Annotated in this window: 10 protein-coding genes; 1 reads left to right on the forward strand and 9 read right to left on the reverse strand. The window is 40.1% G+C overall.

The features are described from left to right. From glgD to glgB, 3 genes are all read right to left on the reverse strand, one after another. The coding region (glgD, locus tag AB5754_RS03980) for a glucose-1-phosphate adenylyltransferase subunit GlgD (RefSeq protein ID WP_368259471.1) at window positions 1-907 on the reverse strand (907 nt) is incomplete at its 3' end. After that, window positions 897-2039 (reverse strand): glucose-1-phosphate adenylyltransferase, encoded by a 1143-nt coding sequence (locus AB5754_RS03985; protein WP_311833323.1) that lies wholly within the window; start codon window positions 2037-2039, stop codon window positions 897-899. The genes glgD and AB5754_RS03985, both read right to left, overlap by 11 nt. 34 nt (window positions 2040-2073) lie before the next feature. Further along, complete coding sequence (gene glgB, locus AB5754_RS03990; RefSeq protein ID WP_368251994.1) at window positions 2074-3987, reverse strand: 1,4-alpha-glucan branching protein GlgB; 1914 nt, start codon at window positions 3985-3987, stop codon at window positions 2074-2076. Between the two features lie 746 nt (window positions 3988-4733). Here glgB and AB5754_RS03995 point away from each other — a divergent pair. After that, complete coding sequence (locus AB5754_RS03995; protein ID WP_368259472.1) at window positions 4734-5375, forward strand: hypothetical protein; 642 nt, start codon at window positions 4734-4736, stop codon at window positions 5373-5375. 254 nt (window positions 5376-5629) lie between these two features. On the opposite strand, the gene AB5754_RS04000 is transcribed toward AB5754_RS03995, so the two are convergent. From AB5754_RS04000 to parC, 6 genes are all read right to left on the reverse strand, one after another. Further along, on the reverse strand, window positions 5630-6070 hold the full coding sequence (locus tag AB5754_RS04000; RefSeq protein WP_311833320.1) for a hypothetical protein: 441 nt from the start codon (window positions 6068-6070) through the stop codon (window positions 5630-5632). Between the two features lie 108 nt (window positions 6071-6178). Beyond that, on the reverse strand, window positions 6179-6991 hold the full coding sequence (locus AB5754_RS04005; protein ID WP_368259473.1) for a DUF1803 domain-containing protein: 813 nt from the start codon (window positions 6989-6991) through the stop codon (window positions 6179-6181). A 77-nt stretch (window positions 6992-7068) separates the two neighbouring features. Beyond that, window positions 7069-7998: a manganese-dependent inorganic pyrophosphatase gene (locus AB5754_RS04010; RefSeq protein ID WP_368252248.1), complete on the reverse strand. Its 930-nt coding sequence runs from the start codon at window positions 7996-7998 to the stop codon at window positions 7069-7071. Window positions 7999-8083: 85 nt separating this feature from the next. Beyond that, complete coding sequence (pflA, locus tag AB5754_RS04015) at window positions 8084-8857, reverse strand: pyruvate formate-lyase-activating protein (RefSeq protein WP_311833317.1); 774 nt, start codon at window positions 8855-8857, stop codon at window positions 8084-8086. 113 nt (window positions 8858-8970) lie between these two features. Continuing rightward, on the reverse strand, window positions 8971-11250 hold the full coding sequence (gene pflB, locus AB5754_RS04020) for a formate C-acetyltransferase (protein WP_311833316.1): 2280 nt from the start codon (window positions 11248-11250) through the stop codon (window positions 8971-8973). A gap of 269 nt (window positions 11251-11519) precedes the next feature. Then, window positions 11520-13985: a DNA topoisomerase IV subunit A gene (gene parC / locus AB5754_RS04025; protein ID WP_368252250.1), complete on the reverse strand. Its 2466-nt coding sequence runs from the start codon at window positions 13983-13985 to the stop codon at window positions 11520-11522. Window positions 13986-13995: the final 10 nt, after the last annotated feature.

The raw sequence follows: 13995 nt of genomic DNA on the forward strand, positions 1-13995 counted from the left end.
CAATGATACTTCCTGAGGCAAACTGGCTGTTTTCCACATCAGAGCTGTCGGAATAGTAAGTGGGCACTTCATTTTTCAACTTCGTATAGATTTTTTGATTGGAGTACAACAAAGAATTGAATTTCTTCGGATCCAACATATCCATATTGGCTTTGTAATAAGAATCCACATCGTAAATATTGCTTAAATAGCCGGTGTATTCATAGCAAGAGCTATTTACATTCACCACCATATTGCGCATAAAAGTTTCCAAGTTTACGGAAGCATTGGTATTTTGCCCCACGGATAAGGCCTCGATTAGCGCTTGGGTTTGCAGGATGTAAATATCCATGGCCAAGTTATTCTTCTCGCTTAGATTGCTCTCTTTGGCGGCATGGGTACTGATCACTTTCCCATCTTCCGCAACTTCCAAAAGCATATCGCTAGGGTGAATATTATCCCGGCCTACTCGTTTGTACACCACCGTCATATCGTTTTTTTGCATTTGGTGAATCTTTAAAACTGCCCGCAAGTCAATATTGCAAAGCATTTTACTGCCCATAAAGACTACGTATTCAGACTTGGATTTTTTCAAGTAATCAATGACTTTTTCGTAGTAAGCTTTGTGTTCGGCTTTTTGTTTCAATAAATCTTGGTACACGTTAATAAAGAAGCGATTTTGCACGCCATCTAAATTCCATTCTTTTCCCCCACCAATATGGTCAAAAACGGATTGGGTTTCATCGTCGTTAAAAACCATGAAAACTGTATTAATATTGGCATTGACGATACTGGAAAGATTAAAGTCAATCAAGCGATACTTGCAGTCAAAAGGCAAGGTCGCGATGGGTCGGTTTTCAGTCAATGGTAAAAGCTCTTTAAAACGGGTCAAATTCCCCATAATGGCACACATTTTATTAGTTCTCATCAATAGACACCCCAATCACTTCAGAATAGCCGACAACTTCGATTTCATCACTGCCGTCGATTACTGCATTGTCGCCAATAATGGCATTTTCCCCGATTATTGCCCGGTGAATTTGAACATTTTTCCCAATAGTCGCCCCAGACATAATGACAGAGTCGCTAACCTTAGAACCGGTCTTGATTTGCACATCCTCGGATAAAATCGAATGTTCAATGGAACCTGCAATATAGCAACCATCAGAAACTAAGGAGTCTTTCACTGAACCTGTCTCTGTTAAGAAATGAGGCGGTGAAATCGGATTTTTGGAATACACTCGCCAGGATTTATCCCGAATTTCCAAGTTCATTTCCGGATCAATAAATTCCATATTCGCTTCCCATAAAGAATCAATGGTCCCCACGTCTTTCCAATACCCTTGGAAACGATAGGCATAGACATTTTCACCACTATCTAAATAAGAAGGAATCACGTGTTTCCCAAAATCAATCATCTGGCCATCTTTGGTGTAGCTGTTCACCAAAACATTCCGCAAACGCCCCCAGTTAAAGATGTAAATCCCCATGGAAGCCAAGTTGTTTTTAGGCTGTTCTGGTTTTTCTTCAAACTCGATAATTCGATCGTGATCATCGGTATTCATAATCCCAAAACGAGAGGCTTCATCCAGTGGTACTTCAATCACTGCTACAGAAAGAGAAGCGTTGTTTTCTTTGTGTTTTTCCAACATTTCTTCATAGTCCATTTTGTAAATGTGGTCCCCGGATAAAATCAAAACATATTGAGGGTCCATTTGGTCGATATAATCGATGTTTTGATAAATGGCATGGGCAGTGCCTTCAAACCACTTACTGCCTTCTGAGCTGGAATAAGGTTGTAGAATCGTCGCACCAGAATTAATACCGTCTAACCCCCAGCTAGCTCCATTGCCGATATGGCTGTTTAAAATTAATGGCTGGTACTGAGTCACAACCCCTACATTGTGAATGCCTGAGTTGGCACAGTTACTTAAAGTAAAATCAATAATGCGGTAACGACCACCAAAGGGTACTGCCGGTTTGGCGATGTTTTTGGTGAGTTTTCCTAGACGGGTTCCTTGTCCTCCCGCTAGGATCATGGCTAACATTTCAGTTTTCATTTGTACGGTGAAAAAATCTCACCTTATCCCCCTTTCACTTTGAAACTTTTTTGGATTTCCGTGTATTAATTTGATCAGGACGAATGATTAAGGTACCCAGTGCTGGCACAATGGTTTGAATTTGCTGTTCAAACTCTTTAAAGGCAATAGGTAGGCTTTCACAGTCTTGATTGTGTTTGGTCCAAGTACCGCCAAATTCCGCCATTTCGGTATTTAAAACCTCGGTATACGTTCCTTTGTAAGGCACTCCAATGGCAAAGTTTTGCCGTTCCACTGGAGCCAAGTTCATCACGACGATTAAGAAATCTTTTTTGGTCTTTCCTTGGCGAATAAAGCTCAAGATACTGTCGTCCGTATTGTCTGCATCAATAATTTTTATCGTATCCCAAGAGCCTTCTAGTTCCCATAAGGCTTTTTCAGTGCGATACAATTCATTAATGGTTTGGGTGAAGTGCTGCATTTTGAAATTCATGTCATCGTCTAAATCCACCCATTCCAGTCCTTCATCATATTTCCATTCCAAAAACTGGCCCCATTCGCTTCCCATAAACGTCAGTTTTTTGCCGGGATGGCACATGAGATAGGTAAACAATGTCCGCAGTTGAGAAAATTGTTTGTACCGATCCCCCCACATTTTGTGCATCAAGCTCTTCTTCCCATGAACCACTTCATCATGGGATAGTGGCAAGATATAGTTTTCATCCATCATATACATGAAAGAAAAAGTTAATAGGTTGAAATGATGTTGCCGGTACAGTGGGTCCATTTCAAAAAAGCGCAAGACATCATTCATCCAGCCCATGTTCCACTTGTAATCAAAGCCTAATGAGCCGGTTTCAATCATGCCGGTAATCTTGGTTTCTGAAGAACTTTCCTCTGCTACCATGACTACATCAGGATGAGCCAGTTTAATCACCGCATTTAGCTTTTGTAAGAAGTAATAGCCTTCGAAATTACGGTTGCCCCCTTCATGATTTGGCGTCCAAGGGCCATCATCATAATCCCGATACAACATACTCGAAACCGCATCGACTCTGATTCCGTCCAAGTGATACATCTCAATCCAAAACATGGCGCTAGAAATCAAAAAGCTTTGAACTTCGGGCTTGCCCAAATCAAAGTTCATGGAGCCCCAACGAATATTGCGGGCCCGATCTGGATCAGCATATTCAAAAGTTGGCGTACCATCGTAATAAGGCAAGGTGTCGTCATTAATGCAAAAATGCCCTGGTACCCAATCCACAAAGACACCGATATTATTCAAATGACACGCTTCCACAAACTCTTGAAATTCTTCTGGCGTGCCATAATAAGAACTCAATGCAAAATAACCAATTAACTGATACCCCCAACTGCGACCTAGAGGGTGCTCCATTAAAGGCATGAATTCTACATGGGTGTAGTTCATCTCTTTTAAGTAAGGCACCAGTTCTTTTGTTAACTCTTTAAAGGTATAAGGTGTGCCATCACCATGATGTTTCCATGAACTAGCATGGACTTCATAAATATTCATTGGGCGCTTAAACTGATTGGAACGTTTTTTTCGTCCTTGCCACAAGCCATCTCGCCATTTTTTATTAGGAATTGTATAGACTACCGCCGCATCACCAGGACGTTTTTCAAAATAAATCGCGAAAGGATCAATCTTAAAGAGCTCCCGGCCGTCTTGTTGCCGCACTTTAAACTTGTACAAATCCCCTTCTTTTGGCTGTTTTGTCTCTATTTCCCAAATTCCCGATTCCTTTGATAAAGCCATGGGTAAATTATCTTCCCAATCGTTAAAGTCTCCTACTAACCAAACTTGCTGAGCATTCGGTGCCCATACGCGAAAGACATAAGTACCGTTTTCAAGTTGGTGAGCCCCTAAGAAATGTTGGGCATAGAAATTTTCCCCAGTAAGAAACCGGGTTTCAGCGGCTTTTAATTCTGCTACTACCTCTTCAACCATACCATTTTCCTTTCCTTTCACTATTCTTTCCAAATTCCCAGAAAACAAAAGCAATCTTTTTCATAACTAGGCTCTTTTCGAACTTATATTTTCTAATATTATAATAACACAACCTTAATAATTTCAAAGCCTAAAATTACAAAAAAAGACGATTTGAGGGATATTTTTTTGTATTTAAAAATACCGTCTGACTTTATTTTGTTTTTCGTCACGCTTACATTATGTTTGTACTTGATTTTTTCAGTAATCTACAAAAAAATATTCATAATGCTTGTTCTTTTAAAACCCATCATAAAAAATGAGAAAATAAATAAAATATCACTTGTTTTATAAGAAAATAACATTTGACTAGGCTTTTAAGGGATCAATCGTATTTTCCAGCTTTTTTTCAAAACTAAGAATTTGATTATGATAATCTGCCAATTCTCCCGTGTTGCATAATAAAAAGAAAATTTTTGTCCTTGTTCTATCTTTGAAAAAACCACCTTACGCTTCCACTTTCTTCTGCTTATTTATGGAAAATTGCTTTTTTTCATCTTTTCCCAATAAAAAAGCAAAAGCTGAAACGCCAGAAAAAGCGTGATTCATTGCGAAAACTCGGCTTTTTCAGCAAAAATTGTTTTCTAAAAATTCTGTTAACTCGTCTTTTTTCCGAATAATGCTCTTTTTTAATGAGATTATGTCGACTTTTACTTATTATTTTGTTATTATTTTTATATATTAATCAAATGAATAGGAGTTTTGGAATGGATCAACCGTTATTTACCAATCGCAAATCCGGGCATTTAGCAATCTTCAGTGCCTCTATCGCTGTTTTATTTTTTCTCCTCTGTTTATTATTTCTTGATCAAAAGAATGTTTTTTATGCCACACCTTTGCCACTGCATACAGACTTTGCCAATGGAGGACCGGTTTCTGCATTCTTTTACCATCTCTTCATCATTATGATGGTGGTCTTTAGTGGCTTAATTACCCGTTTTGTTAGAATTAATCGTTGGGTGGAATTTCGGGAAGCCTCGCTTTTTACCTTTATTGGCTATCTCTTCTTATTTATGCGGACCTTTATTCTCGTTTTTGACACTCAATCTTTTTCCTATATTCTCGGTACCGGGATTCAAATTTTAATCGCCATTGTGGGAATGATGTTTTACTTGATTAGTTTCATCTCCAACCCTAAAAGCCACTTCATTGCTTTTTTTATGTTACTGGATATTCTTTTTTATCTGGCCAGCGTGCTTTATAGTGTTTTTAGCAGTGAGTTCATTTTGCCAAACTTCGGTACGTTACTAGCTGGAGTTGCAAATATTTGTCTAATCAGCTTTTTCTTCTACTGGTCATTAAAAAAAGATGCCCTTGCCAAGGAAAAAAAAGATACTCTTACAAAATGAAGCAAAACTTTTAACCATACTAAAAAATCCCTTTACACCTGTTGGTTTAAAGGGATTTTTTAGTGATTTTATATCTTCCTACGCATACTTATCTCATACTTTTCCAACAACGAAAATCGATTAGCCCAGCATTTTACATTACTCTCTTTTAATAAAAATGATTCTACTAACGACAAATTGTTTCTGACAGCTTTTAATGCCTTTGCTGTAGGGACAATCTACCACCAGTAGAATCAATTCATTTTTATTACGGCTTATTCCACCACAAGCTCGTGAACTTCACCATTTGTATAGACTTTGTAGATGCCTTCCACTTTCTTTTTCAAGCTTGAAGCAACCACCAAGTAGTAATTCCCATTGCCGTCAAAATCCAACTCCCCGATGGTTTTGAAGTGCAGCCCATTACCGGCATATTTTTCTTCTTTACTCATGTATGCTGCGGCCTGTGACGGAGCAACGATGAAATTAGAGTCTACTAACCAATCTAAAATAACCGGCACGATGGTAGAAGCAGAAACTTCCTTTTGTTTTTGAATGGCTAAAATAATCTCAGCATCGGAGAAATGACTCTCGTCAATTTGGCTCAACTGTAATTCTTTACGCGCCTTTTCGACTTCCACCATAGAAATAAAAGTGACAACCTCTCCTGCTACTTTCGGCTTCTTTGCTACAGTCAAATCCTGATAATTTTCCACTTTGACGTCCTCCTTTTGACTTTCTATCAAAAGTGTACCACGTCACATAAGCTAACACAATCATAACATTTATTATTTTCTAATTATTTTCTATTTCATTTCACAGTTTCATTTTTCTTTATAAAACCATTGGAATAAGCCTTTTTCTTCTTTTTCAACTAAACTTCCTAATAGAATGGTCAGTTCCCAATAATTCAACCCTGTAATTTTATCAATTAATGATGTTTTTTCTGTGATTCTCCTTAAGTAAGGAACTTGTAATTTTTCTTCAGCTAACACTCCTGTTAACTTTAAGCTTTCGAGAAAAATACTCGCTTTTTGAGGGCGCTCTTTTATCACTCGACTTAAAATCCATTGCACTTGTTGAAAATAATATTCTTCATCCACATCCCCAATTAGCTCTCGCAATTTTTGGTAAACGACAGGTTCTGCTAAATGACGATTGGCTTCAAAAAAGCCAGCTAGATCCTGGCTGGTTTCCTGAGTAGAGATACTAAAGACCTGTAATTCGCAAGGGAGCCCCCCGTGATGAAGTGTCCCTAAAGGAAAGTCCCCATTTACAAAATAGGCCCTCTCAGGTTGTGCACTCATCACATTTTGGCAAACTGTTGCTAGTTCTGCCGGAGCTAACGCCATTAGCTCTGTTCTCAGCTGAGTAATTGCCAAACTTTGAGAGCCTTCTTGGTACTCTTTTAGCCCATAGATGGGCAATGCAATACTGTACCGGCGATTTTCTCGCTTAATCCACCCCACTTGGATACAAGATTCCAAGTATTTTATAAAACTCTTTTCAGGAAATTCAGCGGTTAACTGACGCAGCGTGCAATTAGGATTCCTTAGTAAAAAATTCATTAAAGGTGCAAAAGCCGCTTTAGTTTGTAAATCGTATAAAGATTGTTTGTCTTCGCAATATAATCTCATGTCTCACCTCAAAAAAAGCTCGGGATTTCCTATTTTGATTTCTTTCAATCAAACAGTTTAATCCCAAGCTTAATTATTTACCCTTCAAATGCTACCGTTAATTGAGGCACCACTTGTTTTTTACGAGATACCACTCCTGGTAAGAAAGCTCGATTGTTGGTCAAACTTGTGGCAAATGCGGTTTCTACCACATCAATTGGAGCACCAATCGCCAATAATTCAGAATTACTATCCAAAATATCAGTGGCAATCAACAAGAACAAATCATAACCTTTTGCAGCGTTTTCTGCCACCATGGCTGCTTCTAATTCGCTTTGACGGTTAAAGACATCTGCTAGATCCACTGTATTCACTTGGGCAATCCGGACTGTTTTGTCTGCCATAGGGAAGCTTTTCGCATCTAAGTCTAAAAGTTCCATAGCTGACTTATCGCCTAAGTTGGTACCAGCTTTCAACATTTCCAAGCCATAGCTTTCCAAGTCGGTTTTGGCGATTTGTGCTAATTTTTTTGCAGCCTTCACATCTTCTGGAGTACAAGTTGGGGATTTAAACAATAGTGTATCAGAAATAATCGCTGACAACATGATTCCAGCGATTGCTTCAGGAATCTCAACATCGTATTCTTGGTACATTTTGTAAATAATCGTGCTGGTGCACCCCACAGGTTCCGCCCGGTAAAACAAAGGATTTGCGGTTTCAAAATTAGCAATCCGATGATGATCCACCACGGCTAAGATATTTACCTCTGCAATATCAGCCACACTTTGTTGGAATTCATTGTGATCCACCAACATCACCGCATCGGTTTCTGGTTTCACACTTTCAATCACTCGTGGTGCTTTTAGGCCAAAATGATCCAAAGCAAACTGAGTTTCTTCTGAAGGGGTTCCTAGAGCTACCGCTTCGGCCTCCACTTCTAGCGCTTGTTGCAAGTTCGCAAAGGCAATGGCTGCTCCAATGGCATCGGTATCGGGATTTTGATGCCCGAAAACTAAAACTTTTGACATATCTTGATTCGCTCCTTTAATTTATTCTTTCTTATCATAACAAAAAGCAGGAAAGAAATCACTTCTTTCCTGTTCCCCGAAGCATTTATTGCCGGGTCAAATAACCAGTATAGTCGCTGGTGTGCAACAATTGTTTCGCGTTTTCCACCCGATCTTCCGTTGGTGGTTTAATGCCTTTTAATGGATAGGTTAAGTTTAACTCTTCCCATTTGTAACGTCCCATGGTGTGGTAAGGTAGAATTTCCACTTTGTCCACATTGTTTAACCCTTTAATAAAGGTATCCAAGCGAATCAAGTATTCATCATAGTCACTGCGTTCAGGAACTAAGACGTGACGAATCCAAACTGGCTTATTGATTTCAGAAAGGTATTGGGCCATTTCTAAAATTGGTTTATTTGAACGACGAGTCAACTGTTTATGAGCTTCCGCGTCGATTTGCTTAATATCAAACAACAAAAGATCCGTGTATTCCATCAATTCATTGAATTTGCTGAAAAAAGGTTCTTCTCTTGTAAAGGGTTCTCCACAAGTATCAATAGTCGTATTGATTCCCATGGCTTTGGCCTTTTTGAAAAGATCAATCAAAAAGTCAATTTGCAACAAAGGTTCCCCACCGCTGACGGTGATGCCCCCTTTTTGTCCCCAATAGCTACGATAATGCAAAGCTTCTTCTAAAACGTCCTCAGCAGTCCGTTTTCGTGCTTTAGGGTTTTGCAACATCCATGTATCAGGATTGTGGCAAAATTGGCAGCGCATGCGGCAGCCTTGCATAAAGACGATAAAACGAACTCCAGGTCCATCTACTGAGCCAAAGCTTTCTGTAGAGTGGACAATGCCGTATACTTCGTTTTCTGACATTGGTCAATCTTCCTTTCTTGTTTCCTTCTTATTGTCGGAAAAATCCCACGAATAAGAAGCAAAAGGCGGATGAACACCGTCCATCCGCCCTGTATTACCTATTTTGCTAATTCTTACATGTGATCGTGGAATGTCCGGCTAATTACGTCCATTTGTTGTTCACGAGTAAGGTCGATGAATTTAACTGCATATCCAGAAACCCGGATTGTGAAGTTTGCATATTCTTCTTTTTCTGGGTGTTCCATTGCATCCAACAATTTTTCTTTGTTGAAGACGTTCACGTTCAAGTGGTGAGCACCTTGGTTGAAGTAACCATCCAAGACGTGAGTCAAGGAGTCGATTTGTTCGTCTTCGTCATGACCTAATGCTTCAGGGTTGATACTTTGAGTGTTTGAAATACCATCCAAAGCCAATTCGTAAGGCAATTTAGTCAATGAGTTCAATGAAGCCAACAATCCGTGAGTTTCAGCGCCGTAGGATGGGTTCGCACCTGGTGCCAAAGGTTCGCCAGCAGCCCGACCATCAGGAAGAGCCCCAGTAGCTTTACCATAAACCACGTTAGAAGTGATGGTTAAGATTGAAGTTGTTGGTTCAGAGTTACGGTAAGTGTGGTAGTGTTCCAATTTTTCCATGAATGTTTGTAACAACCAAACAGCCAAGTCATCGGCACGATCATCATCGTTACCATATTTAGGGAAGTCGCCTTCGATCTTGTAGTCGATAGCCAAACCATCTTCGTCACGAATTGGTGTAACTTTTGCATATTTAATAGCAGACAATGAGTCAACTACGTGGGAGAATCCTGCAATACCAGTTGCGAAAGTACGTTTCAAGTTTGTATCCATCAAAGCAAGTTCAGCTGCTTCGTAGAAATATTTGTCATGCATGTAGTGGATGCAGTTTAAAGTATTTACATACATACCTGCTAACCATTCCATCATGTCGTCATATTTTTCCATTACTTCGTCGAAATCTAGAACGCCGTCGCCTTCGATACCACGGTATTTAGGTCCAACTTGTGTTTTGCTCTTTTCATCTACACCGCCGTTGATTGCGTATAACAAAGCTTTTGCCAAGTTCGCACGAGCGCCGAAGAATTGCATTTCTTTACCAGTTTCAGTTGCAGAAACACAGCAGCAGATTGCATAGTCGTCTTTCCATACTGGACGCATAACATCGTCGTTTTCGTATTGGATAGAAGAAGTTTCGATAGAGATTTTTGCAGCGTAGTCTTTGAATGCTTGTGGCAAACGAGAAGAATACAAGACTGTCAAGTTTGGTTCTGGAGAAGGTCCCATGTTTTGCAATGTACGCAAGAAACGGAAGTCATTCTTCGTTACCAAAGTACGGCCGTCCATACCCATACCAGCGATAGACAATGTTGCCCAAACTGGGTCGCCTGAGAACAATTCGTTGTAGCTAGGGATACGAGCAAATTTAACCATACGTAATTTCATTACTAAGTGGTCGATTAATTCTTGTGCTTGATCTTCAGTCAATGTACCGTTTTTCAAGTCACGTTGGATGTAGATATCCAAGAATGTAGAAATACGGCCGATAGACATTGCAGCACCGTTTTGTTCTTTAATTGCAGCAAGGTAACCAAAGTAAGTCCATTGAACGGCTTCTTTTGCGTTAGTAGCTGGTTTAGAAATATCATAACCATAAGCTGCTGCCATTTCTTTCATGCGTTTTAATGCCTTGTATTGGTCGTTGATTTCTTCACGAAGACGGATATCTTCTTCAGTGAATTGACCATGGCCACAGTTTGTGTGGTCTTTTAATTTTTCAGCCATCAAGTAGTCAATTCCGTACAATGCAACCCGACGGTAGTCGCCGACGATCCGGCCACGGCCGTAAGTATCAGGAAGACCAGTGATGATTTTGTTACGACGAGCTGCCCGAATTTCAGGAGTGTAAACGTCGAATACACCTTGGTTATGTGTTTTGTGGTAGTCATTGAAAATTTCAGTGTATTTAGGGTTTGGTGTGTAGCCATAGCTTTCTAATGCTTCTTCAGCCATGCGAATCCCACCATAAGGCATAAATGCACGTTTCAAAGGTTTGTCGGTTTGCAAACCAACAACGGCTTCTTTGTCTTTTGAGTTTTCGTCGATGTAGCCAGCGCCATAAGCGTTTGCGGAAGAAACAACGTCAGCTTCCATGTCTAAGACGCCGCCATTTTCCCGTTCTTGTTTTTGTAGTTGTTGCAATTTGCCCCAAAGTTCGTTAGTAGCTTCTGTTGGTTCAGCTAAGAAATCAGCGCTACCTTCGTATGGAGTGTAGTTTGTTTGGATAAAATCACGAGTGTCGATGCCTTCTTTCCAAAGACGACCGTTAAAACCAGCCCATGCAGTTTTATTCATTTCTTCAATATTTGTCGCAGTTGCCATTGAATGAAACCTCCTTAGTTTTGCTGCTCCAAGATATGTAACAGCTTTACGGGATTAGTATAACACATCTCAATCCCAATGCAAGCATTTTCTTTAAACTTGTTCGAAAAAACACGAAACATTAAAATATTCTTGTTAAAAGGGCTTTAAATCAAGGATATCCACTTGTGATTTCTTTATTTTTTAGGCATCCCTGTTATCGAAAGACTTTTCACAAGCATACAAAAAATGGCCATCTGTATCAATACAGGTGGCCATTTCCAATAAATTTATATAACAGAATCTTCTTTCGGCAAGGCAGGGTTCACTAATTCATGGACGTTAATCACACTGCCCCCTTCTTTTTCGTCTAAAACAAAGGAGCCATTAGAAGTACGCTCTCCAATTGGCACTTGGTTGGTAACAACTTCTTTTAATTGGCCTTTTTGGTTTTGTAAAAGAAGGGTTTTGTCTTCTCCTGACCCCATATAAAGGATTCGGTGAGGATTTTTCTTCAACTCTCGCAAGACCATCAAACCTCGTTTTGCTCGACCTAGGGCATTTAGCTCTTGGGCAAGCATTCGTTTAACGGCGCCACGCTGAGTGACAATTACTACCGGTGTATCCCCTTCAGACAAGACTAAAAGACCATTAACCACATAGTCGTCGTCTTTTAAGTTCATGGCTTTTACGCCGGCTGCTTTTGGCCCTACCACAGGGACTTCATTTAAAGCATAGCGCAGTCCAAAGCCACGATGGCTGACTAGAAAAACATCCAATGGTTCATCAGCAGCCACTAAATAGACTGCCACTAATTCATCTTCAGCTTCTTTTAATTTCATCATGGTCAATGGACGACTCTTATAGGTCCGCCACGGTTCAAACTCAGTCATGGCTGTTTGTTTGATTTGACCATTTTTAGAAATCAAGACAAACTGTTTATTCGGGTCTAACTCTTTATAAGGGAAGACTGCCAAAATTGACTCATCTATGGCAAGACTTAACATGGTTTGGCTGATGTGTTCGCCGATTTCTTTCCATTTTAAGTCAGGGAGTTCATGAATGGGCCGATAGATCACATTGCCTTTATTGGTGACCAGTAACAAGTGATCTAAGGTGTTGACCTGACCGGTGTAAAGCACAAAGTCGCCATCTTTCATCCCCAACTCCTCTGGTTTGGAAGCTTGGTAACTTCTAAGACTGCTGCGTTTCAAGTAACCTTCATGGGTTACTGACACCACTACTTCTTCAGCCGGAATTAAGACTTCTGTTTCAATCTTAATTTCTGAAATCTCTGCTTCAATTTTGGTTAAGCGAGGATTGCCGTATTGTTTTTTCACACTGCGCAACTCGGACTTGATAACTTTTAATAGTTCTTGTTCGTCGCCTAAAATCTTATGGAGACTACGAATGGTAGCAGCCAGTTCTTCGGCTTCTGCTCTTAAAGCGGTAATGTCCGTATTGGTCAAACGATACAACTGTAAGTTTACGATGGCTTCGGCTTGTTCTTCGGTAAAACCATGTTCCATAACCAAATTGTTTTTCGCATCTCGTTTGTCTTTACTCCCGCGAATAGTGGCAATCACTTCATCTAAAATCGACAAAGCTTTAATCAAGCCTTCTACGATATGTTGTCGCTTTTGGGCTTTTTTCAATTCAAAGTGACTACGCCGGGTGATTACCTCTTTTCGGTGGGCAATATAACTGTTTAAAATTCGCAAAAGCCCCACTTGTTGAGGACGCATTTCATCAATGGCCACCATATTAAAGTTGTAATTAATTTGTAACTCTGTATTTTTAAATAAATAATTTAAAATACCTTCTGCATTGGCTTCTTTTTTCAATTCCACTACAATGCGTAAGCCCGTCCGATCGGATTCATCCCGAACTTCGGCAATCCCGTCAATCTTTTTGTTTAAGCGCACTTCATCCATTTTCTTGACTAAGGTAGCTTTGTTGACTTCATAAGGAATTTCTGTGATGACGATTTGCTCTTTGCCACCTTTTAAGGTTTCAATATCAGTGACCGAACGCAAAATCACTTTGCCTCGACCAGTCTCGTAAGCTTTCTTAATCTCAGCGGCCCCTTGTAAAATTCCCCCCGTGGGAAAATCCGGTCCCGGGATGAATTCCATGATTTTCTCCAAGGTAGCCTTAGGATGATCAATCAAATAAATCGTACCATCAATGACTTCGGCTAAATTATGAGTGGGAATTTCTGTGGCATAACCGGCAGAAATCCCTGTGGACCCATTGACTAAAAGATTTGGGTAACGCGCAGGCAAGACAGTGGGTTCTTTTTCTGTATCATCAAAGTTCCAAACTAAATCCACGGTTTCTTTTTCAATGTCTGCTAAAAGTTCTTCACTGACCTTGGACAGACGGGCTTCTGTGTACCGCATGGCAGCAGGGGGATCACCATCCATACTCCCGTTATTGCCGTGCATTTCAATTAAGACTTCCCGCAATTTCCAATCTTGGCTCATGCGCACCATGGCTTCGTAAATACTGCTGTCCCCATGGGGATGGTAATTCCCCATGATGTTCCCCACGGATTTCGCCGATTTACGAAAGGCCTTGTCAAAAGTATTACCGTCTTTGTTCATGGCAAATAAAATGCGTCGTTGAACCGGTTTTAAGCCGTCACGAATATCCGGTAATGCCCGTTCTTGAATAATATATTTTGAATAGCGACCGAAGCGATCTCCCATAACTTCTTCTAGGGTTAGCTCCTGAATGCTGTGATTGTGTTCCAAAAAAGCTCCT

It is taken from the genome of Enterococcus sp. 2201sp1_2201st1_C11_2201SCRN_220225 (assembly GCF_040925905.1).
Lineage (GTDB): Bacteria > Bacillota > Bacilli > Lactobacillales > Enterococcaceae > Enterococcus_C > Enterococcus_C asini_A.